Genomic DNA, 22,985 nt, shown 5'->3' with positions numbered 1-22,985 from the left:
TGACTTATTTGTCTCAAAATACGATCAGTATCTGTCCTTTTTCAACTTTATCCCCCGGTTTGATCTTGATGGTTTTAACGGTAACGTCTGCCGGGGCTTTAATGATGTTTTCCATTTTCATGGCTTCCAGCACAAATAAGTTATCGCCCTTTTTTACTTCGGCGCCTTCTTCAACAAGTATCTTCAAAACAAGCCCGGGCATAGGGGCCTTTATATCGCTAACCTTAGCGGTCATTAAATTGCTAAGGCCCATCTTATCCAGCAATACATCAAACTGGTCTTTAGCGGTAAGGCTGTAAATAGTATTGTTCACTTTTATCTCAGCGGTTTTCGCTTCCGCATCAAAACTTACTACCTCGGCGTTATACGAACCGTTGTTGTTAATAACGTGGTAAAGCATATCATTTAACCGGGCGATATCCGCGTTAACGATATTGCCGTTAACGGTTAGCGTCTCATCTTTTCTGTCAACCTCAAAATCGTGCTTATTGTTAACTTTAATTTTGTACATATTATGTGGTATGATCTTCCGAATTTAAAAATTAACAGGATAATTAGCCCTACTTAGTAAATATATATTGTATAAGGTTTGCCCCCATTCTTAAAGCTTTAAGGCGCGCTTCCTGGGTGTCGCCGGCGTAGGTGCCGTAATCTTCCCAACCGTTACCCAGGTCGCATTCGTAAGTGTAAAAGCAAACCAGGCGCCCTTTGTATATCAGCCCGAAACCCTGCGGGCGCTTGCCGTCGTGCTCGTGTATTTTTGGCAACCCATTAGGGAAGCTATATTTTTGGTGATAGATGGCATAGTTGGTTGGGAGTTCCACAAAATCAAGTTCCGGGAAAACCTTTTTCATTTGCGGGCGAATAAATTTATCAAAGCCGTAGTTATCATCTATGTGCAAAAAGCCGCCGCCCGTTAAATACTTGCGCAGGTTGCGGGCTTCCTGGTCGCTGAATATAACGTTGCCATGCCCGGTCATAAATACAAACGGATAATTATACAGCTGCTCGCTGCCAACCTCAACCACCTCCTCTTCGGGTTCAAAGTTTGTTTTTAAGTTTTGGTTGCAAAATTTAATGAGGTTCACCAGGGCCGTACGGTCGCCATACCAGTCGCCGCCGCCATTGTATTTTAGCCGGCCCATTTTGTACGATGGCGCGGTAAAACTGCTGATGCAACACACCAGGGCAACGGCTATAACAGTGAAAATGGATGATCTCATTTACCGGTTTAAAAAATTCACTTCAAAACAAGCCTCTAACGCCGCGGTCTCGGTGCGCAGGCGGCTTTCGCCTAAAGTTATGGCTTTGTATCCGTTCTGCAAAGCGGCATCAACCTCGCCCGGGGCAAAATCGCCTTCAGGCCCTATCAGTATCAGGTAACGGCCTTGCTTTTTAAGAGATTCGGCCAGGCTTACCTTCTCGCCTTCATCGCAATGCGCTATAAACCTTTGCCCATCAAACGGCTGTTTCAAAAATTGGTTAAACGCCACCGGTGCATTTAAAACCGGATGATAGGCCTTTATGGATTGTTTGATTGCCGAGGTGATGATCTTATTCAACCGCTCTACCTTCGCCTCCTTACGCTCTGATCGCTGACAAATAATGAGAGATATCTCATCAATACCAATCTCGGTAGCTTTTTCCAGGAACCACTCCACCCTATCCAGGTTTTTTGTGGGCGCTATGGCTATGTGCAGGTAATGGTTGCGTTTATTAACCCCCTGCGTAGCCGAATTTATTTGAAGGATGGTGCGCTTGGGATGCGCATCCTTTATTTCCGCCTTGTACATTCCGCCTCTCCCATCTATCAGGGTAACGTCGTCGCCCACGTTTAGGCGCAGCACACGCACAGCATGTTTGCTCTCCTCCTCGCTTAAAAAGTATTGAGATAATGCGGCGTCTATATCGGGGGTATAAAAAAGATGCATTTTATGTTAAAAGAGACGCGATGTGTCGCGTCTCTACCTCAAACAATCATCGTAGAGACGCGATACTTCGCGTCTTTATATCATTTATAATTAATGCAGATCTACCGCATCTTCTTCGTTGATCAGCAGCTCCAGCTTTACCGATTCGATGTTCTGATCGGATTTTTTTAGTACGGTGATGTTGTACCCGTTGCTTTCTTTCTGCTCGCCTACATCAGGTATTTTACCAAATATGTGGCCCAACCAGCCCGATACGGTATCAAAGTCGCCATCTTCGGGCAGGTCGTGCGGCAGATGCTCATTTACATCGTATATAGGTGCAAGGGCATTCACCACAAACTCGCGGTCGTTTAGCTTCTCAACAATTGGTTTTTCCTCGTCAAACTCATCTTGTATCTCACCAACTAATTCTTCAACAATATCTTCCAGGGTCACCATTCCGGCCGTTCCTCCAAACTCGTCAGATACGATGGCTATTTGAATGCGCTTTTGCTGCAGCTCGGCCATCAGGTCGTTTATCTTTTTGGTTTCGGGTATAAAATATGGCTTACGGATAATGTCTTTCAATACAATGGGCTCGTTACGTGCCAGTAGTGGTAAAATATCTTTGGCGTGTACAATACCCACGATCTTGTCAATCACATCATCGTATACCGGCATGCGCGAGTATCCTTCAGTTATCAAGCACTCCAGCAGTTCCTCCTTGCTCGTATCTAATTCAATACCCGATATCTTGGTACGGGGCACCATAATGTTTTTTACTACGCGCTCGTTAAAATCAAACACGTTTTGTATCAGCTCATGCTCGTTCGAATCGAGCGCGCCTGTTTCGCGCCCCTGTTCCAACAGGTACTGCAACTCTTCTGAACTGTGGTGCGTTTCTCCGCCTTCCAGGGTGGTGATACCAAACAGCTTTAAAATAAAATTAGCAAAGCCGTTTAATACCCATATGGCTGGTCTGAACACAACAAAGAAAAACCTTAACGGTACAGATACCGCCATAACAGTCCCGGCCGATTTTTGAATTGCCAGCGATTTTGGCGCCAATTCGCCAAACACAATATGCAATATGGTAATAAAAGCAAACGAAACGATATGACTGGCGGTTACAAAGCCTGATGTAAGCGTAATACCTACACTCATAAAGCCACGCAATACAATATTGGTAACAACACCCTCGCCAACAACACCCAGGCCCAGTGATGCTATAGTGATACCCAATTGTGTAGCGGCCAGGTAACCGTCAAGATTATGCAGAATGCCCCTTGCTACCTTTGCAACGCCACTGCCGGCTTTGGCCCGGATCTCGATCTGCGAGCCCCTTACCCTTACCATCGCAAACTCAGCTGCTACAAAAAAGCCGTTGAGCAGCACCAAAAATATGGTAGCAAAAATATAAAATACACTTATTTCGTAGGGTCCGGGGTCCATTAATCAATTTATTTGTAAACAGGGAAAGTAGATTTATATAGCTCTAAACTTTCGGTAATTACTTTATGGGCATAGCGCACGCCCAGTAAATGTTCAATAGTAACATTCTTGCCTTCCAGCTTTTTATAATCCTTAAAAAAGCGCACAATTTCGGTCATCGCATGCGGGGGTAGCTCTGCAAGGTCGTTAATATAATTAACCGACATGTCGTTTTTTGCTACCGCGATGATTTTATCGTCCTGCTCGCCATTATCTACCATGTGCATCACCCCCACAACCTTAGCCTCGATGATCGACATCGGGAAAACATCTATCGAGCATAGCACTAAAATATCAAGCGGGTCTTTATCATCACAATAAGTTTGCGGGATAAAACCATAATTGGCCGGGTACATCACCGACGAAAACAGTACGCGATCCAGCTTTAAAAGTCCCGACTCTTTATCAATCTCGTATTTTGCCTTTGAACCCTTTGGTATCTCAATTATCGCGTTTACAGTTTCAGGAATATTATCGCCCGGTGAAACCTGGTGCCAGGGATGTTGTGTGCTCATGTATCTTTATATTAATTTACTTTTCTTTTGACTTTGCATACTGTCTTCTCACATAAGCAATAATCAGCGGAATTGTTGTAATAATTATCAAACCGAGTACTATGTACTCCAGATAATCCTTTAATTCGGGGAAGCGTCTGCCTAAAAAATAACCGGCTAAAGTTAAAATGGTTACCCAGGCTACGCTGCCAATAATATTGTAAATGGTAAACTTTTTAAGGTCAACCCTTACAACACCTGCAAATATAGGGGCAAATGTTCTAACTATGGGGAAAAATCTGCCTAAAATCAAGGCCATGCCACCGTACTTGGCATAAAACTCTTCGGCAACGGCTATGTACCGCTTTTTAAAAAAAAAGGAGTCGTTTTTGTTGAATAGCACCGGCCCCGTGCGATAGCCAAACCAATAGCCGGTATAGTTACCCAAAATGCCCGCCGCTATAAGCGAAAGCACTAAGGTATAAATGGGCACATGTATTATGCCGGCAGCGCTTAGCAGGCCTGCCAGAAACAGCAAATAATCGCCCGGTAAGAAGAAACCAAAGAATAACCCGGTTTCGGCATATACCACTATAAGCAAAAGGTAAAAGCCACCACTGCTTAAAATAGACTGTGCGTCGGTTAAATTTTGAAGGTATTCCCAAAAGTTTTCCATTAACTATATCCGTAAAACTACAAATATTAAATGGAATTGTATTACCTAATCCGCTTCAAAGGAGAGGACTTTCTTTCTGTTTTAGCCCGGCCCCGTATTAAATAAGGGCGGATATAAACGACGGGTATACCCCGATAACGATAGTTGCGATAGCCGAAAAGCCCAAAACAAACTTGTAATAGGCAGGCACTTCAACCTCGGCACGCTCGGCGCTGCGGAAATACATCGCAATTATTACCCTGAAATAATAGAAGATGCTGATCATGGCATTAACTACTGCAACAATTACCAACCAGGTATTATAATGTGCCAGCGCACCAGAGAACATGAAGAATTTACCTATAAAGCCAGCAGTAAGCGGTATCCCTGCTAATGATAACATACTTATGGTAAGCACAAACGCTAAAAACGGATTAGTTTTACCAAGCCCGTTAAAGGCCTCGAAGCTATCACTCCTGGTTTGTTGTTTTACCAGGATAAACGCCCCAAAAGCGATAATTGAAGCTACAGTATAAGCCGCGCCGTATATGAGCACCGAATTAGCAGATGCCGCACCTAATGCTACAATAGCGAATAACAGGTAACCAGCATGTGAAATGCTGGAAAAAGCCATCATGCGTTTAAAGCTTTGCTGGTACAGTGCCGTTATATTGCCAATAAGCAGGGTTGCAATGGTAATGGTTAGCAATACAGGTGTCCAAAAACTGCTGATGGTCGAAAAACATGCCGAGAATAATCGTAGGAATGCAACTATACCTGCTACCTTAACTACAGTAGACATGAACAGTGTGATCAACGAAGGCGAACCTTCATACACATCCGGTGTCCAAAAATGGAACGGCGCCGCGCCAACCTTAAAGCAAAGGCCAACAATAACAAGCATAATCCCGGTATAAAACAACGGATCGGTATTACGGGGATTGGTTAATACCCAATCGCGGATGCCATCCAGGTCGAACGATCCCGAAGAGCCATAAATCAGCGTAATGCCAAACAGCAGGAAACCGGTCGAAAACGCACCCATCAAAAAATATTTCAATGCTGCTTCATTTGAAGCAAAATCTTTTTTACGTATTCCTGCCAGTATATACAAACTAACCGACATGATCTCGATACCGATGAACAGCATGGCGAGGTTATGGTACGACACCATAACAATTATACCTGCTAACGAGAATAATATTATGGCGTAGTATTCAGCAATGTGGTTGCTTATCCTGTCGAAATACCCTTTGGAAAGCAGCAATATCAATATGGTAGACGTAATACTTACCACCGAGAATGCAATAGAAAAGTTGTTGAACAACATCATACCATGATAGATCGGCACTGCGTTATTGCCCCATTGGGCTACTGCCGCGCCCAAAGCCGCAAGCAAACCAATAACGGTCACCGGCAATAAAGCTTTCTGAACTTTATATAAACCCAGGTATAATATTACGATGGGTAAAACAGATATGATTATTAGAGTGGTCATTTATATAAATTCTTTTAGAATTTCCCCATAGCAAACTTCGCACTTACCGTGTTCACCAAATTTGTTACCGCTGCTTCTGATATATGCAATATAGGCTGCGGGTATACACCGATGCCAATGATCAACACGCATATAATCCCAAGCACCAGTTTTTCTGAACCGCTGATGTCGGCGAATATGGCTGTCAGTTCATTCGTCTCGCCTTGCATTACGTTCTTGTACATACGCAGCATATATACCGCGCCAAATATGATGGTTAAGCCGGCAACTGCCGCAAACCAAATGTTATAGTTATAAACGCCTTTCAGCAATAAAAACTCGCCCACAAAACCGTTGGTCAACGGAAGAGCAACCGTGCCTAACACGATTATTAAAAACACTATCGAGAAATGAGGCGCTACTTTAGCGATACCACCCATCTGGCCAATGTCTCGGGTGTTTAACCGGCGGCTGATAATATCCCATATAAAGAACATCCCCACCACGTTTATACCGTGACTAAGCATTTGGATCATGGCACCTTGTACACCTTGTGTTGTCCAGGCGAAGATTCCGGCAGCAATAAGGCCTACGTGCGCTATTGACGAGTATGCTACCAGGCGCTTACCATCCTTTTGGTTAAAAGCTATCAGCGAAGCGTAAACAATACCAATTACCGCTAATATGATAACCAGATTTTGCCATTGCAGGAAACCCGCAGGCGCGTTTGGTATCAGCCAGCGGATAACACCGTAAATACCCATTTTTAGCATAATACCGGATAGCATCATGGTACCTGCCGAGGGCGCTTCAGTATAAGTATCAGGCTGCCACGTGTGGAACGGAAATACCGGCATCTTGATAGCAAAGGCTGCAAAAAATGCCCAGAATACCCATGATTGCTGGGTTAAAGTAAGATTCAGATCGTTAAAACTCCTCAGATCGTAAATACCGCCCGGGGTTTGCAGGGCCAGGTAAATGATGCCTAACAGCATAAATAAAGACCCCGCGAACGTATAAATAAAAAATTTAATGGTGATGCGGATGCGGTTTTCGCCGCCCCACAAAGCGCAGATAAAATAAATAGGTATCAGTGCCGCTTCCCAGCCTACGTAAAATAAAAATCCATCAAGCGCTGTAAATACCGTGAGCATACCCGCCTGCATAAACAGTATCAGCGCGTAAAACGCCTTAGCGTTTTTGTACTGGTGCTTGTATGTGGTTAAAATGATAAGCGGTACCAGTACGGTGCTCAGCAAAACCATTATCATACTGATACCATCTATCCCGGCTGTAAAATGCACACCCATTTGCGGTATCCAGGGTGCGTCAACGCCATATTGTACCGATGCATCGGGCACAAAGCCCGCAAGGAAATAAATGGCAAGCGCAAGCTCCACAACAGAGAAGAATAATGCCGCGTGCTTTGCTGCCCCGTTCTTAAACAAGAGCACTAAAAGTGCTGCTACTACCGGTAAAAAAAGTAAAATACTAACCGTCATTTTATATCTTAAACGCCAAGCGCATTTATTTTAATTAAACTGTATACCAAAATGGCGATAATACCTAACACCATCATAAATATGTAAAAACCTACGTTACCTGTTTGCAGCAGGCGCAGGCCCTTGCTTGTATCTAATGTGCTTTTGCCAAGTCCGTTAACAAAGCCATCAATACCTAACTGCTCTACTACTTTGTAGAAGAACACTGATATAGCATCCAGCGGCTTACGGATAACCTTATCGTACAATTCGTCGATATAAAATTTATGGTACGACAGGTTCGCCAGTGCCGGGCGCTCTGCTTCATCGGATACCGGTACATGGCTTTTTGATACGTATTTATTGTAAGCAAGGCCCATAGCTATCAGCGCCAAAAGCACCGACGCACCCATTAACACCCATTCGGTGCTGTGGCTTAACTCATGCTCGCCTAATATTTTGTTTGATGCTTCAAATACGGGGGCAAGGTAAGCGCCCAATTCGTGATGACCGCCTAAAACCGCCGGTACGCCAATCATACCTGCAACGGCTGATAGTATGGCCAGGATGATCAACGGGATGGTCATGTTAGCAGGCGACTCGTGTACATGATGTTCCTGCTCGTGCGTCCCGCGGAACTTCCCCCAGAAGGTAAGGTACATCATCCTGAACATATAGAATGAGGTTAAACCGGCAGTGATAACACCCACTACATAAAAAGTGGTGCTATGCGCGAAAGCCGCAGCCAAAATTTCGTCTTTTGAGAAGAAACCCGAGAACGGCGGGATACCGGCGATAGCAATAGTGCCTACCAGCATGGTAATGAAGGTTACTTTTATTTTACCCTTTAACCCGCCCATTTTGCGCATATCCTGCTCGCCGCCCATGGCGTGGATAACCGAGCCTGCACCCAGGAACAATAATGCTTTAAAGAAGGCGTGTGTTAACACATGGAAGAAAGCGCCTGTGTAAGCGCCTACGCCCAAACCCAAAAACATATAGCCCAGCTGCGATACTGTTGAGTATGCCAGCACCTTTTTAATATCCGTTTGCGTAAGCGCAATTAACGCCGCGAATGCTGCAGTAGCCAAACCAATAATGGCAATCACTTCCATGGTATCGGGCGCCAGTGTAAACAAGATGTTTGAGCGGGCTATCATGTAGATACCTGCAGTAACCATGGTAGCCGCATGTATGAGTGCCGATACCGGTGTTGGGCCTGCCATGGCATCGGGCAGCCAGGTGAACAACGGCAGCTGTGCCGATTTACCAACAGCACCCACAAATAATAACATCGTAATTAAAACAATCGGCGCACCGGCGGCAACCGCTCCGGTAGCCTTAGGGAAAATATCATTAAAAGCAACACTGCCAAACGTATTCATTAAAAGAAAAATACCGATCAGGAAACCAAGGTCGCCGATACGGTTCATTACGAAGGCTTTTTTGGCAGCATCGGCATAGCTTGGGTTAGTGTACCAGAAACCGATAAGCAGGTATGAGCATAAGCCCACGCCTTCCCAGCCAATAAACATTACCAAATAGTTGCTGCCCATTACCAGCAGCAGCATGAAGAAAACGAACAGGTTAAGGTATGCAAAGAATTTACCAAAGCCGTTATCATCGTGCATGTAGCCAATAGAGTATAAATGGATAAGGAAACCCACGCCGGTGATGATCAGCAGCATAATGGAGCTTAGCTGATCTACAAGGAACGCGAATGGAATATGAAAATCGCCAACGGCTATCCAGTCAAACAGGGTAACCTCAACGGGCATACCCGAGTTTTTTATCTGAAAGAATGTAGCAACGCTTATACCAAACGATACCAATACCAGCAAACTACCGATAGCCCCGATAAGGTTCTTCGGTAACGTATTGCGCCCCAGTCCGTTAATAACAAAACCGGCTAAGGGTAGTACAGGAATAAGCCAGATCAAATTGTCCATATAAATTTTTTGCCCCCTAACCCCCTGAAGGCGGAACAGAAGCTCTTTTTTTTATAATTAATTGCTCTCCTTACCCCCTTTAGGGGGCTGGGGGCTTTACCATTTCAACCGGTTCAGCACGTTAATATCTATACTGTTGGTGTTACGGTATATCATTACTATAATAGCCAAGCCTACCGCAACTTCGGCGGCGGCAAGCGCCATAATAAAAAATACAAATACCTGCCCCGCTGCATCGCCGCGATAAACCGAAAAGGCGGTAAGCAGCAAGTTCACCGAGTTAAGCATCAGCTCAACCGACATGAATATTACAATGGCATTGCGGCGCAATAAAACGCCCATTACACCTATCGAAAATATAATAGCGCTTAATAAAATGTAGTGGTTAAGCGGCACCGCTTGAATGGTATGGGTTAAACTTTCCATCAGATGGTTGCTTTTGTTTCGTTAGGTTCTTTTGTAGCCAGCAGCACCGCGCCAACCATTGCCGATAACAGCAATACCGACGATACTTCAAACGGCAGCAAAAATTCGTTGAATAATACTTTCCCGAGGTTTTTTACGAGGCCAAGCTCAGGGTTCCTGAGCACCACCGGATCTGATACGCCTAATGATTTCAGGGATGACACCAGCGCTACCGCCAATATCCCTCCGCCAAATACAGCGGCTATCTTCACCATAAACGGCTTAACCGGCTCGCTTTCTTTATTCAGGTTTATCAGCATCAATGTATATAGGAACAGTACCAGTATGGCGCCCATATAAACTATAAAGTTTACAATAGCCAAAAACTGCGCGTTCATTAATATATAATGAATGGTGAATGTAAAGAAGGTGAGTATAAGGTACAGTATACTATGCACCGGGTTTTTTGCAGAAATAACCAGTATTGAAAAGAATATGGATAAAAACGCGATGAAGTAAAATGTACTCATGTTTATATTTTACAATATACTTTTGCCCTGCTCAAAAGAGTTGCGCAAAGGTATAAAACTTCTGTTATTGATTTAAAGGTGCTTCTACTAATTTGTCTTTACCGTAAATAAAATCCTTGCGCAGATAATCCGATGGGATAATGTCGCCATCAAGGTATATCGCTTCTTTAGGGCAGGCCTCTTCGCATAAGCCGCAAAAAATACAGCGCAGCATATTTATTTCGTAAACGGCAGCATACTTTTCTTCGCGATATAAGTGCTCCTCGCCTTTCTGGCGCTCGGCAGCTTGCATGGTGATAGCCTCGGCCGGGCACGATAATGCGCAAAGGCCGCAGGCGGTACAGCGCTCGGCACCATTTTCATCGCGTTTAAGCGAGTGCATGCCACGGTAATTCTCAGAAAACTCCCGTTTCTCGTCGGGATAGGCAATAGTAACCGGTTTTTTAAAGAAGTGCTTCATGGTGATGGCTAAGCCACTCATGATAGCAGGCAGGTAAGCCCGCTCCCAAAAATTGAGCGGCTTTACGGTTAATTGCTTCTTTTTATTACTTAATGATTCCATTAAAACTTAACCTCTCTCTTAATTTAAAAAAGTAATAACAATACCGGTAACAACAATATTAGCTATGGCCAAAGGTATCAGTACCTTCCAGCCCAGGTCCATCAACTGGTCGTACCGGAAACGCGGGATAGTCCAGCGTACCCACATAAAAAAGAAGATGAACAGGAATATTTTTGCAAAAAACACTGCGGTACCAATAAGCGGACCGATAACCGGGCCAACATGCGCGGCTACCCAATCCATACCGGGGTAGTTATAACCGCCCCAATACAGGGTAGCCATTACTGCCGATGAAATGAACATATTAATGTACTCGGCAAACAGGTAAAAACCAAGCTTCATAGACGAATACTCGGTATGGTAGCCGCCAACCAGTTCGGTCTCGCACTCGGGAAGGTCAAACGGTGTACGGTTAGTTTCGGCAAAGGCACACACCATAAACAGCAGGAAACCAACCGGCTGATACAATACGTTCCAGTGCCAGCCATGCTGCTGCGCTGCAATCTCGCCCAGACTTAAAGTTTGGGTAACCATCAACAGAGCGATTATCGAAAGCCCCATTGAAATTTCGTAGCTGATATTTTGCGATGCCGCACGGATAGCGCCTAATAACGAGTATTTGTTGTTTGATGCCCAGCCGCCTATCATTACACCATACACGCCTAATGATACTACACCGAATATGTACAAGATACCTACGTTAATATCAGTAACCTGTAACGGGATAACCTTATCGCCTATGACCAGGTTTTGCCCCCACGGAATAACCGCCGAACCTATACAAGCCGTTAATATAGCCAGCGAAGGGCCAACGATAAACAGGAACGATGTAGCATTAGTTGGGATGATCTCTTCCTTCATGAACATTTTCATCCCATCGGCCAGCGGCTGAAACATACCACCCGGCCCGGCACGGTTAGGGCCTACCCTATCCTGAAAAAACGCCGCTATTTTACGTTCGGCATAGGTAGAGTACATGGCTACTACCAGGCTTATTAAAAATATAACGATTATAAGGCCAAATTTAATGGCTATATCTGCTAATTCCATTACAGGCGTGTCTCCCTTTCAAATTGTTCTTTATTCGCTTCTATCAATACCGGGTTGGTTTTTACAACCGGCAACGGTTTTAACGTATCATAATGATTGGCGCTGATCACAGATTTGTGCGATACTTTACGCGGGCCTTCTATTATCCAGTCGGTGGTCTTCTTTTTATAAAAACGGCAGGTGTTGCAAATAAATGCTTCCGCCTCACCATACTCGTCTTTACGGGCGGTTACGCGCAATACATCTTCGCCCTTGTACCATAAAGTTACTTTACCACAGCATTTTGGGTTTTCGCATTCGCGATGCGCTTCAACAGGCTTGGTAAACCAAACGCGGTTTCTGAAACGGAAGGTTTTATCAGTTAATGCGCCAACAGGGCATACATCAATCACGTTACCGCTAAAATCGTTGTCAACGGCTTTTTGAATATAGGTTGATATCTCTGAATGGTCGCCGCGGTTTAAAATACCATGTACGCGGTGGTCTGTTATCTGGTCGGCAACAAACACGCAACGATAGCACAGGATGCAGCGCGTCATGTGCAGTTGTATCTTATCACCAATGTCTATTCTTTCAAATGTACGGCGGTCAAACTCATACCGGGTTTTAGCAGCACCGTGTTCGTAGCTCAGGTCCTGTAAATGGCATTCGCCTGCCTGGTCACAAACGGGGCAATCCAGCGGGTGGTTTATCAATAACATCTCTACCACACCTTTACGTGCCTCAATAACTTCGGGCGAAGTGATGTTTTTCACCTCCATGCCATCCATTACCGTAGTACGGCAGCTTGCCACCAGTTTTGGCATAGGGCGGGGGTCTTTTTCAGAACCCTTGCTTACCTGCACCAAACAGGTACGGCATTTACCGCCGGTACCCTCCAGCTTAGAGTAATAGCACATAGTCGGCGGAACAATGTCGCCACCTATCAGCCTCGCGGCGTTCAGGATGGTTGTCCCGGCTTCTACTTCAATAGGAAATCCGTCTATCGTTACTTTCATCTGACTTATCGTCCTTTTATATCGTTCCCGTCATTGCGAGCGATAGCGTGGCAATCTTCAACACGCTTGTCGCAACCTTTTCTATCGAGGATTGCTTCGTTCCTCGCAATGACGCTTTGTTATTCTTATTTAACTCGCCGCTACTTCCAACTTCGGCAGCGGGTCTGCATAATGCGCTAACCCGAAGTTACGGGTTGTTGCTTCATGCGGATGTGTTACATGCCACTCAAATTCATCCCTGAAGTGGCGAATGGCGCTGGCCACCGGCCATGCTGCCGCATCACCCAGCGGACAAATCGTATTACCTTCAATTTTTTTACTTACATCAACAAGCAGGTCCATGTCGCTCATTTTACCGTGGCCGTATTCCAGGCGGTGCAAAACTTTCTCCATCCAGCCTGTACCTTCACGGCAAGGCGAGCATTGTCCGCAGCTTTCGTGGTGATAAAAACGTGCGAAATTCCAGGTGTTTCTAACGATACACTGGTCTTCGTCATAGGCAATAAAACCACCCGAGCCCATCATGGTGCCGCTAACAAAGCCTCCTTCAGCCAATGATTCGTAGCTCATCAGGCGGGGCTCATTATTAATGGTTTTCATGAACAGGTTGGCCGGTAATATCGGCACGGATGACCCGCCCGCAACAACCGCTTTTAAGCGTTTGCCATTAGCGATGCCGCCGCAATATTCGTCGCTGTATAAAAATTCTTCAACAGGCAGGCCCAGGTCAATTTCGTAAACGCCCGGTTTGCGTAAGTTGCCGCCTGCAGATATCAGCTTGGTACCTGTGCTGCGGCCAATGCCAATTTTTGCGTACTCGTCGCCGCCATCGTTAATGATAGGTACCACGGCCGCGATAGATTCAACATTGTTAACCACCGTAGGGCAGCCATACAAGCCAGCAATAGCCGGGAACGGAGGTTTTATCCTGGGGTTACCACGTTTACCTTCGAGCGACTCCAACAAAGCGGTTTCTTCGCCGCAGATGTAAGCGCCACCGCCTGGCTGTACGTAAAGCTCCAGGTCGTACCCGGTGCCTAAAATGTTTTTACCCAAAAAGCCTTTTGCCTTTGCTTCGGCGATGGCTTTTTCAAGGATGCGTATCTGCGGCATCATTTCGCCGCGTACATATATATATGATGTATTTGCACCCAGCGCAAAGCTGGCTACAATCATCCCCTCAATTAATAAATGAGGGATATAAGTCATTAAATAACGGTCTTTAAAGGTACCGGGTTCTGATTCATCAGCGTTACAAACCAGGTAACGGGCAACACCCGCCGGCTTGGCTAAAAAGCTCCACTTCATCCCGGTAGGGAAACCTGCGCCGCCACGGCCACGCAAGCCTGATTTTTTAACCTCCTCTACCACTTCGTCGGGGGTAAGGGTTTTCAGGGCTTTTTCAACAGCAGCGTAACCGCCTTTTGAGCGGTAAACATCAAATGTATTGATGCCGGGTACGTTTATATGTTCTAAAAGTAATTTACGAGCCATTGTTGGTAAACTATAAATCCTAAAAGGTGAAATTCTAAATCCTAAACTCTAATTTCTAAATCCCAAAAGGTAAACCTAAATCCTAAAAATAAATTCTAAATCCGAGATCGAAATTTCGAAATCTCTTAACTTTTCGCCCTCAGATCGCCAATCAACTGATCAACCGACTCAGGTGTTAAATTTTCATAGAAAGTGTACTCAGGGCCAATTTGCAACACCGGGCCGAAGCCACATGCAGCAAGGCACTCTACGCCACGCCAGCTAAATAAACCGTCGGGGGTAACGTCGCCCTCTTTAACTCCAAGCGTTTTTTCAATATGCTCCATTATGGGCGTAGCGCCAACAATTTCGCATGGGCCTGTACGGCAAACCTCCAGCATGTACTTGCCCTGCGGCTTTAAAAAGTACATGGTATAAAAGGACGCTACCTCGTAAACCTCTATCGGCTGGATAGAAAGAAAATTGGCAACACTGTCCATTGCAGGTACGCTAACCCAGCCATATTCGGCCTGTACCAGATGCAGTATAGGCAACAGCGCAGATTTTTGTTTCCCGTAAGGGTAGCGGCTAACTACGTCAGCAAACTTATCAAGCAATTCCGGTGAAAATGTCACCGGCGTATTGGTATCCTGTACACTAAGCATCTAACTCTCCGGCTATAACGTTTAAACTACTCATGTTAATAATAGCGTCAGACAATAACATCCCCTGGCTCATTGGCGCATACATCTGGTAATTGATGAAGCTTGGCCTGCGAAAATGCAAACGGTACGGCGACCTACCGCCATCGTTCACCAGGTAAAAACCCAGTTCGCCGTTTGCACCTTCAACCGCGTGGTAAACTTCGGCGGTTGGGGTCTCTACTTCGCCCATCACAATTTTAAAGTGATAGATCAAAGCTTCCATATTATTGTAAACTTCTTCCTTTGGGGGCAGGTAATAGGCCGGCACATTCGCGTGGAATATCTCCGACGGTTCCTTCTCTATCTTGTTCAGCGCCTGCTCAATAATGCGCAAGCTCTGCCACATCTCTTCGTTACGTACCAAAAAGCGGTTGTAAACGTCGCCGTTCTCGCCAACAGGCACTTCGAAATCAAAATCTTCGTACGATGAGTAAGGCTCCATAGCCCTCACATCATAATCAACCCCGGCGGCGCGTAAAAGCGGGCCGCTCCAACTGTAACTTAATGCGGTTTCGGCAGTAACGGCAGCCACATCCTTTGTACGATCGACAAATATGCGGTTACGGTTAAATAATGCCTCAAATTCTTTTAAAACAGGCGGAAATTTCACCAGGAATTTCCGGATCTTGTCAAACGCGATCTTATTAAAATTTCGTTCGAACCCGCCAATGCGGCCGATGTTTGTTGTTAAACGCGAACCGCAAATTTCTTCGTATATCTCGTAAATCTCCTCACGATACTCCATCATATACAGGAAGCCTGTAAAAGCGCCTGTATCAACACCCAGCACCCCGTTGCAGATAATATGATCGGCAATACGGGCCAGCTCCATGATGATAACACGCATATAGTCGACACGCTTGGGTGTTTGTATATTTAACAGCTTCTCTACTGTCATGTGCCAGCCCATATTATTTATAGGCGACGAGCAGTAGTTAAGCCTGTCGGTAAGCGGTGTTATCTGGTAAAAGGGACGATGCTCGGCAATTTTTTCAAATGCACGGTGTATGTAGCCTATGGTTGATACGCCGCTAACAATACGTTCGCCATCCATCTGCAACACATTCTGGAACACACCGTGAGTTGCAGGGTGCGTTGGGCCCAGGTTGAGCGTAGAGTACTCGGTCTGCGGGTCGTTATCGGTATATACGGGGTGGTTCTGCATTTATATTATCTCCCGAAAAAGTAATCTTTTTTATCAATACGGTTTGGGTCTTCCAACGGGAATTCCTTCCTCATCGGGAATACCGTCATGTCGTCGACATTCAATATCCTGCGCAGGTCAGGGTGCCCGTCAAATATCACCCCGAAATAGTCGTACGTTTCGCGTTCCATCCAGTTGGCGCCATCCCATAGGGTGATTGCAGTTGGAATATGCAGATCAGCTTCTGCAAGAAAAACCTTAATACGAATACGTGTATTGGTGGCTAAGCTGTGCAGATGATAGATCACGCCGATCGGTTTTTCCAGCTCGGGGTAATGTATGGCCGTGATATCTGTTAAAAATATAAACTGCAGCGCACTATCTGTTTTCAGGAAGTTTAACACTTCGCTGATAACATTTTTATCCGTTTCCACAGTTAGCAAGCCAAAATCGGCACCTGTTTGGGTTATCTGGCCCGGAAATTTATCGTTCAGCTTTTGTAAAAGCTCTTCGTTTGCAATTTTAGCCATTATTGGATACCATATTTAGCCAGCAATGCCTGGTATTTAGGCTCTTCGCGGCGGCGAATAGACTCGGTACGTACCAGTTTTTGTATAGCCATAAAACCATCAATAATAGCCTCGGGGCGTGGGGGGCATCCTGGCACGTAAACATCAACCGGGATTACCTCATCAATACCCTGCAGCACCGAATAAGTATCGAATATACCACCGCTTGATGCGCAGGCACCAACAGCCATTACCCACCGGGGTTCGGCCATTTGCAAATAAACCTGGCGTAATACCGGGCCCATTTTTTTAGATATGGTCCCCATTACCATCAACAGATCGGCCTGGCGCGGCGAAAAGCTTAAACGCTCGGCCCCAAACCTGCTCAGATCGTAATGCGAACCCATAGTGGCCATAAACTCGATACCGCAGCAAGAAGTTGCAAACGGCAGCGGCCATAAGGAGTGTGAACGTGCCAAACCCACTGCTTCAGAAAGTTTGGTAGCAAAAAACCCCGATCCTTCAACACCCGCAGGGGCTTCAACTATTTGAATATCACTCATTAAATTCCTCTCCAAATAATATTATGACATCAGTAAAAACTGATGTGCAAATTTACAATAAATACGTTGTAACAAATACACTATGCAGGTTCAGGAATATATTTAGAATCAATCTAAACTGCCGGATATATTAAACCCACTAAGTGACACCTTATAGCGGCAGCTATTCCCGGCTACGCTTATCTTAGTTAGACGAGTTTGATCAGTCCCAGTTTAATGCGCCTTTTTTTATAATATAAATAAACCCGGCAAGTAACGTGCCCATAAAAATAAACATCTCTATCATACCCTCGCGGCCCAGGTCGCGGAAGTTTACCGCCCAGGGATACATAAAAATCACTTCCACATCAAACAATACAAAAAGTATAGCCACCAGGAAGTACTTGATAGACATAGGTGTACGGGCATTACCGATAACTTCTATACCTGATTCAAAGGGCGTTAATTTATCCTTGGTTACGCGCTTAGGGCCAATTTTATGGGTTACAAACATTGTTGTAACAACAAAACCTATGGCTACCAGCATCTGGAATATGATGGGTAAATAGTTAACCGGCAAACTGTGTAATTCCATGGGGCAAATATACAAAGGGGCGCATAATAAAAAAAGCCCCTTTTTCAAGGGGCTTTTGGTTTAATTATTTTATTTGCTTTTAGAACCACCGCTTTTACGGGAGAAGTAAGCTGCAGCAGATTTATTGCTCGGGTCGTATTCCCTTGCCTTGCTATAGTTTTCGGCAGCTTTTGCATCGTCCTTTTCTTTAAAGTCGTAATAAGCACCTAAGTAAGCATATGCCTCGGCCAGGAATGTTTTATCATTATCACTTAATGTGGTTTTAGCTGTTTGCAATTGTATATACTGCTCGTAATATGGTTTTGCTAACCCTTTTATTGTATTTCTGTCGGGTTCCCTAAAATCATTTGCGCGGGCTTGGTATAGTGCAACTACTGCAACGGGCGCACTCGCCTTATGCTGAATGTAACTAAAGGCAGAGTCGGCTTTTACTAAAAGCGTTGTATCTGGCGTAGGCTTTGGTTTTGCGTTACTAAAATATTGTTCGGTAAATGCCTTATAGTAACTCAACCCTTCCGACAAGTAATCGTTTAATGTTGCCTTGTTTGACTTGGCTATAAAACTTGCGTAAGTATCGCCCGATTCAACATATTTTTTCTGGCCGTAAAGCGCTTTAGCTATTTCCGGATAAACATCTACCTTGGTTGTATCTAACTCTAAGGCTTTACGCAATGATAAGACACCCAACGAATCTTGCTTATTTGCCAATTGCAAACGACCCAGGTACACGTAATCCCGTGTAATGATACGTTTAGGATCGGCCTTTGTTATCCAGGTGTTCATTGCGTTTATGCCGGCCTGGTAATCTTTATTTTCGTACGCAGCGTAAGCTAAGTAACGGTATACTTTAAGGTTACTGTTTGCAGAGCTCGCTAATGCGGCGGCCTCTGTTTGTAATGCCTTATAATCGCCGGCGTACAACAGGAAGTCGGCATAACGTAAGCGCGACTCAATAGACATATCTGTTAAAGAAAGATACTTACGATAATTATCCACGCCTTCTTTAACTTTTACTGATGCCATTTTAGGATCTGACAACGCCCAGCGAACATCGGTCTCAGCCCACTCGCGGTAGGCGGGGCCGTAATTAGGGTCAATGGCCAAAGCCTTTTTAAACTCATCCTGCGATGCTTCAAAGTTATTGGCGTATTTCCAGATGATACCTGTTGCTACCTTAGCATGTGCCAGTTTAGGATCTATCTCTAAGGCAGACTGGTAAGCGCCTACTGCATCAGAGTTTTTGCTTTGTGTACGTAAGGCATCACCTAATGCAACTAAAATATTAGCGTTCTTTTTATCAGCTTCTTTACCCTTTGTTAACACGGAAATAGCAGCATTGGCATCCGCCGGCGCAACTTTACCATCAACTTCGTTAAGTAAGTATGCCTTACCTATATACAAAGCAGGGTCGCCATCATGTTTGTCTGCCAACGCAAGCGCCTGGTTAAAATATCTTGTAGCCGTAGCTCTGTCTTTGTCAACAAAAGCGGCCGCGCCTAAACCTACATTATTCAAAGCAGATTTTGGGTTTACAGCAACACCTTTTTGAAACACCGTTTTTGCCGAGTCAGGATAATCTTGTAAAAGATACACCCAACCCAGGTAAAAAAAGTTTTCGTCCTTATTAGCCTGTGTTACGGTTAAATTTTTAAGCATCGATTTAGCCTTCTGAAACTGCTCTGCATCAATTGCTTTCTTGGCATCGGCTAAGCTTTGCGCAAAAACTGTTGATGAACCTACAAGGGTCAGTGCTAATACCAGCTTACTTATCTTACTGATCATTTTCATCTTATCTCTTTAGTTTGTAAATATATATAGTTAGTGTATAATGTTTATTTCCCGCGGGGGGATAGAATCGGGTAATAACCCCGATTTTAATATTATTCTTTGTCCACGTTCGCTGGCTAAAAATGATGCAAAGCCTGCGCCTAATCCCTTTCGGCCTGTACAATCGATAATATATAACGCCCTGCTTAGCGGATACGTATGTTGGACAAGCGTTTCCTGCGAAGGTTTAAAGTACTGGTTGGGGGCTGTCTTGCTATCTTCGTTGCGCACACCAACAATTTTAACCTTATCTACCGCGTCGGCATAATCCTTATCCGGGTCATTAAGCCAGCTGAAACCCGTTATCCCAATTGAATTTGGGTGGGTACTTACATACTTTATAACTTCTTTACTTGAGCTTAGCGCGTAAATATTTTTTTGTTTCAACCCGTTGTTACCAGACAAGGTCTTCAAATACCTTACCAAACTCGAGTTAGGGTTGTCAAACACGATATTTTTATCAGTTTTTGATCTCCCGTTCAACATACTTTTAATTTCGTTTACCGAAATTAAAGTATCATTAGATGCCTGATTAACGATAAGCGCGATAGCATCTATAGCAAATCTGATGGTATCTGCCGTTAAACTACGCCTTTTTAATATACCAAGTTCAGTGGTATCCAAAGTCCGTGGTAAAATAGCCACCCTGTATTTGTCGTTCATCAGGTCGTTTACCACATCAGCTTCGGCCTTATATTGCAGTACGGGGTTGGCGTCTGGAAAAGCTGCCTTAAAAATATACAGTTCTTCGTCAATAATAGGCGAAAACGATTCATCGGCACCAAATACCGCAGTTCCTGACATAAAACCGTCAAGCTCCGTTTTTTTACCGGCATTTTGCTTACAGGCTTGCAGCACTATTAAAAATGCTACGCCTGACAATAACGCCCTGAAACTAAATTTCATTAGGGTCCTTTCTTAAATAGCGCGAAAAGCGTAAAACTGCATATATCAATACTACCGAACCAAATAGGATCCGTTGTGTTTTGGGCAAATTTGCAAGGAAATAATCACCGAAAATGATCATCAGCCCAAACACGCACAAGCAAATAAATGCAGCCACTCCTAAAATAAGCAAAAACCGCCTTTTGGGCGATTTTTGCTTTTCATTGTTATCTGATAACATTAAGTTTTAATCTGATGCCAACTGGAAGTTTACAGGTATACTGTATTGTACACGAACGGGACGTCCGTTTTGAATACCTGGTGTCCATTTAGGCGAAGCTTTCAATACACGTACAGCTTCTTCATCTGTACCGCTACCTAACGAGCGTAAAACCTTAATATCGGTTAACGAACCGTCTTTCTCAACCACGAAAGTTAAAACCACACGTCCCTGAACGTTGTTTTCTCTTGCTATGGCCGGGTAACGGATGTTTTTACCCAAATACTTGCCGAATGCACCCTCACCGCCTGGGAACGACGGAGATTTCTCTACCGCGGTAAAAATCTGGTTAGGGTTTTCTTCAACTACTTGTTTAACATCAGAGTTACCTACCGGTTCATCAATTCTGATATCGGCATTCGGGTCGCCTTTCTGGTCTTTTTGGCCAGGGTCTGCAACTTCCAGCTCTTTTACGGTTGGCGGTTCTTTTTCGCGAACCTCGTTATCCGGTTTTACTACCAGAGGAGGAAACTTCACCTGATCAACCTTTGGTTTTGGTGGTTCTGGTGGCGGAGGTGGTGGTTTAACCTCCTCGTTTACCGGCGGCGGCGGTAATACCACCTCGGTAACCTTTACCTTTTCATCAGCTTTAGGGATAAATCCCGATATAGCATTGAGGATTGTTTTAAAAGATATAAGTAAAACAAATACTGCAACTCCAATAATAAGGGCCTTGTTTGTATTACGAGGATTATCCTTTCTTAGTTCGTATGCACCATAAGCTTTGTTACGGCCTGTAAAAACAACGTCAATCCACTGCTGGTTTAGTATGTCTAATTTTGATCCAAACATTATCTTATAACGTTAATTTACTTTAATAATTCCTTTTAGTAATTGTTATCTCTCTTCAATAAATCCACTTCAACCGGTGTAATATCAATAATAGCGTATGATTGCACGTTGGTGATCTTCATCTCGTCTAAAATATCAACCAGGTTTTTATAGTTTGATTTATCGCTTGGCTTGATAAGCACTATCATATAATTACCAAAGGTTTGCTGTACTTCCTTGCCTTTTTCTATAAGCACTTTACGTATACCGTCTTTACCGTAATCTTCGGTAGATGGCTGCGCTTTACCGGGCTCGCCTAAAAACCATTCCAGTTTATCGTTAGCGCCCAATAATATGGTCATAGAGCGCGAAGCAGCTACCGGCAATTGCTGTTTTGTATCTTCATCCTTATCGGGCATGGCCACATCCATAGCCTTAGGCTTTGATAGCGTGGTGGTCATGATGAAGAAGGTTATAAGCAGGAACGCTAAATCCACCATCGCGGTTAGATCCACACGTGTCGAGGCTTTCTTACTTCTTACTTTCCCGCCTTTTTTTCCCCCGCCGGAGGAGGTGTCTAATTCTGCCATTTTCTGTTATTTTTTTGGTGCGTCTTTAACCGCCGTGATCAGGCTAAACTTGTTAACTTTTTGTCTCTGCAGAATACCAATTATCTTTTTAATAGTTGGGTACTCCTCCTTGTTATCCCCTTTTATAGATATCCTTAACGGCTTGTTATGTAACGAGGCAACCGCTTTGCGCGATTCGCGTATCCAATCACCAAGTTCGTTATTGGCTGTTGTATCGTTAGGGATACCGGGTTGTTTAAACGCCTTGCGCTTATCGCTATCCAGGTCAAGGAAAGCAGGCAGCTGCCTGATAGGTACACCAAAAACCGGTAAGCTCGAAAATACCTGCTTTTGCAGCGGGGTAAAGTTAATGTTATACTTTTCGCCCATCTGCGTAAGGGTTTGCTTACGGATATCGGTACCCTCTACCGTATAAAATACCTGGCCTTTACCAACTGTTAATAAAAGTACGTTCTCTTCGGGCAGTGGTGTTACTGCTGTTGACGACGGTACATCTATTGGCACAGGGTCTTCTGTACGGGGCTTTGCTGTTAATATAAAGAAGGTAAGCAACAGGAAAGCTACGTCGCACATGGCGGTCATATCTATCGCAGTGCTTTTCCTTGCAACTTTTACTCTTGGCATATTCTGTTAAATTTAAAATATATAATGTAAAGATAGTGA

At 44.5% G+C, this 22,985-nt stretch carries 25 protein-coding genes; all 25 read right to left on the bottom strand.

Annotated elements, in window-relative coordinates; translation table 11 throughout:
• Positions 1 to 13: 13 nt before the first annotated feature.
• Positions 14 to 511 (bottom strand): acetyl-CoA carboxylase biotin carboxyl carrier protein subunit, encoded by a 498-nt coding sequence (locus GWR56_RS05985; RefSeq protein ID WP_162430232.1) that lies wholly within the window; start codon positions 509 to 511, stop codon positions 14 to 16.
• Positions 512 to 560: 49 nt separating this feature from the next.
• Entirely contained in the window at positions 561 to 1,223 is a 663-nt protein-coding gene (locus GWR56_RS05980; RefSeq protein WP_162430231.1) for a DUF4159 domain-containing protein, read from the bottom strand.
• A complete protein-coding gene (locus GWR56_RS05975; protein ID WP_162430230.1) occupies positions 1,224 to 1,931 on the bottom strand; it encodes a 16S rRNA (uracil(1498)-N(3))-methyltransferase in 708 nt (235 codons plus the stop codon). It lies immediately after the preceding gene.
• A 90-nt stretch (positions 1,932 to 2,021) separates the two neighbouring features.
• Positions 2,022 to 3,362 (bottom strand): hemolysin family protein, encoded by a 1,341-nt coding sequence (locus tag GWR56_RS05970; RefSeq protein WP_162430229.1) that lies wholly within the window; start codon positions 3,360 to 3,362, stop codon positions 2,022 to 2,024.
• A gap of 8 nt (positions 3,363 to 3,370) precedes the next feature.
• Complete coding sequence (locus tag GWR56_RS05965) at positions 3,371 to 3,916, bottom strand: inorganic diphosphatase (protein WP_162430228.1); 546 nt, start codon at positions 3,914 to 3,916, stop codon at positions 3,371 to 3,373.
• A 16-nt stretch (positions 3,917 to 3,932) separates the two neighbouring features.
• Positions 3,933 to 4,571, bottom strand: a complete 639-nt coding sequence (locus GWR56_RS05960) for a DedA family protein (protein ID WP_162430227.1) — start codon at positions 4,569 to 4,571, stop codon at positions 3,933 to 3,935.
• A 97-nt stretch (positions 4,572 to 4,668) separates the two neighbouring features.
• Entirely contained in the window at positions 4,669 to 6,048 is a 1,380-nt protein-coding gene (locus GWR56_RS05955) for an NADH-quinone oxidoreductase subunit N (RefSeq protein WP_162430226.1), read from the bottom strand.
• 14 nt (positions 6,049 to 6,062) lie between these two features.
• Positions 6,063 to 7,529, bottom strand: a complete 1,467-nt coding sequence (locus tag GWR56_RS05950; protein WP_162430225.1) for a NuoM family protein — start codon at positions 7,527 to 7,529, stop codon at positions 6,063 to 6,065.
• Positions 7,530 to 7,537: 8 nt separating this feature from the next.
• Entirely contained in the window at positions 7,538 to 9,457 is a 1,920-nt protein-coding gene (gene nuoL, locus GWR56_RS05945; protein ID WP_162430224.1) for an NADH-quinone oxidoreductase subunit L, read from the bottom strand.
• A gap of 96 nt (positions 9,458 to 9,553) precedes the next feature.
• Positions 9,554 to 9,883 carry an NADH-quinone oxidoreductase subunit NuoK gene (nuoK, locus tag GWR56_RS05940; RefSeq protein WP_067056863.1) on the bottom strand — a complete coding sequence of 110 codons (330 nt, stop codon included), beginning with the start codon at positions 9,881 to 9,883 and terminating at the stop codon, positions 9,554 to 9,556.
• Complete coding sequence (locus GWR56_RS05935) at positions 9,883 to 10,392, bottom strand: NADH-quinone oxidoreductase subunit J (RefSeq protein WP_202925379.1); 510 nt, start codon at positions 10,390 to 10,392, stop codon at positions 9,883 to 9,885. Before GWR56_RS05935 ends, nuoK begins: the two co-directional genes overlap by 1 nt.
• Positions 10,393 to 10,456: 64 nt before the next feature.
• Positions 10,457 to 10,954 carry an NADH-quinone oxidoreductase subunit I gene (locus GWR56_RS05930; RefSeq protein ID WP_162430223.1) on the bottom strand — a complete coding sequence of 166 codons (498 nt, stop codon included), beginning with the start codon at positions 10,952 to 10,954 and terminating at the stop codon, positions 10,457 to 10,459.
• An 18-nt stretch (positions 10,955 to 10,972) separates the two neighbouring features.
• Positions 10,973 to 12,004 carry an NADH-quinone oxidoreductase subunit NuoH gene (gene nuoH / locus GWR56_RS05925; protein WP_162430222.1) on the bottom strand — a complete coding sequence of 344 codons (1,032 nt, stop codon included), beginning with the start codon at positions 12,002 to 12,004 and terminating at the stop codon, positions 10,973 to 10,975.
• Entirely contained in the window at positions 12,004 to 13,002 is a 999-nt protein-coding gene (locus tag GWR56_RS05920; RefSeq protein WP_162430221.1) for a 2Fe-2S iron-sulfur cluster-binding protein, read from the bottom strand. Before GWR56_RS05920 ends, nuoH begins: the two co-directional genes overlap by 1 nt.
• 129 nt (positions 13,003 to 13,131) lie before the next feature.
• Positions 13,132 to 14,496 carry an NADH-quinone oxidoreductase subunit NuoF gene (gene nuoF / locus GWR56_RS05915; RefSeq protein ID WP_162430220.1) on the bottom strand — a complete coding sequence of 455 codons (1,365 nt, stop codon included), beginning with the start codon at positions 14,494 to 14,496 and terminating at the stop codon, positions 13,132 to 13,134.
• 125 nt (positions 14,497 to 14,621) lie between these two features.
• Positions 14,622 to 15,140 carry an NAD(P)H-dependent oxidoreductase subunit E gene (nuoE, locus tag GWR56_RS05910; protein WP_162430219.1) on the bottom strand — a complete coding sequence of 173 codons (519 nt, stop codon included), beginning with the start codon at positions 15,138 to 15,140 and terminating at the stop codon, positions 14,622 to 14,624.
• Positions 15,133 to 16,344 carry an NADH-quinone oxidoreductase subunit D gene (locus GWR56_RS05905; RefSeq protein ID WP_162430218.1) on the bottom strand — a complete coding sequence of 404 codons (1,212 nt, stop codon included), beginning with the start codon at positions 16,342 to 16,344 and terminating at the stop codon, positions 15,133 to 15,135. Before GWR56_RS05905 ends, nuoE begins: the two co-directional genes overlap by 8 nt.
• 5 nt (positions 16,345 to 16,349) lie before the next feature.
• Positions 16,350 to 16,853: an NADH-quinone oxidoreductase subunit C gene (locus GWR56_RS05900; protein WP_162430217.1), complete on the bottom strand. Its 504-nt coding sequence runs from the start codon at positions 16,851 to 16,853 to the stop codon at positions 16,350 to 16,352.
• Complete coding sequence (locus tag GWR56_RS05895) at positions 16,853 to 17,395, bottom strand: NADH-quinone oxidoreductase subunit B (protein WP_162430216.1); 543 nt, start codon at positions 17,393 to 17,395, stop codon at positions 16,853 to 16,855. The genes GWR56_RS05900 and GWR56_RS05895 overlap by 1 nt, the downstream gene beginning before the upstream one ends.
• Before the next feature lie 202 nt (positions 17,396 to 17,597).
• A complete protein-coding gene (locus tag GWR56_RS05890) occupies positions 17,598 to 17,969 on the bottom strand; it encodes an NADH-quinone oxidoreductase subunit A (protein WP_162430215.1) in 372 nt (123 codons plus the stop codon).
• Between the two features lie 69 nt (positions 17,970 to 18,038).
• The gene (locus GWR56_RS05885; protein ID WP_162430214.1) at positions 18,039 to 19,757 is read right to left on the bottom strand and encodes a hypothetical protein; all 1,719 of its coding nucleotides are present in this window, start codon (positions 19,755 to 19,757) and stop codon (positions 18,039 to 18,041) included.
• Positions 19,758 to 19,787: 30 nt separating this feature from the next.
• Entirely contained in the window at positions 19,788 to 20,702 is a 915-nt protein-coding gene (locus tag GWR56_RS05880; RefSeq protein ID WP_162430213.1) for a PstS family phosphate ABC transporter substrate-binding protein, read from the bottom strand.
• A gap of 226 nt (positions 20,703 to 20,928) precedes the next feature.
• Positions 20,929 to 21,753 (bottom strand): energy transducer TonB, encoded by an 825-nt coding sequence (locus tag GWR56_RS05875; RefSeq protein WP_162430212.1) that lies wholly within the window; start codon positions 21,751 to 21,753, stop codon positions 20,929 to 20,931.
• A gap of 35 nt (positions 21,754 to 21,788) precedes the next feature.
• Positions 21,789 to 22,322, bottom strand: coding sequence for a biopolymer transporter ExbD (locus GWR56_RS05870; RefSeq protein ID WP_162430211.1), 534 nt, complete (start codon positions 22,320 to 22,322; stop codon positions 21,789 to 21,791).
• Positions 22,323 to 22,328: 6 nt separating this feature from the next.
• Positions 22,329 to 22,946 carry a biopolymer transporter ExbD gene (locus GWR56_RS05865; protein WP_162430210.1) on the bottom strand — a complete coding sequence of 206 codons (618 nt, stop codon included), beginning with the start codon at positions 22,944 to 22,946 and terminating at the stop codon, positions 22,329 to 22,331.
• Positions 22,947 to 22,985: the final 39 nt, after the last annotated feature.

Origin of the sequence: Mucilaginibacter sp. 14171R-50, from assembly GCF_010093045.1 — a bacterium.
Taxonomy (GTDB): domain Bacteria; phylum Bacteroidota; class Bacteroidia; order Sphingobacteriales; family Sphingobacteriaceae; genus Mucilaginibacter.
Note: the sequence above shows the minus strand (reverse complement) of the source record. Positions and strands in the feature narration are given on the sequence as shown.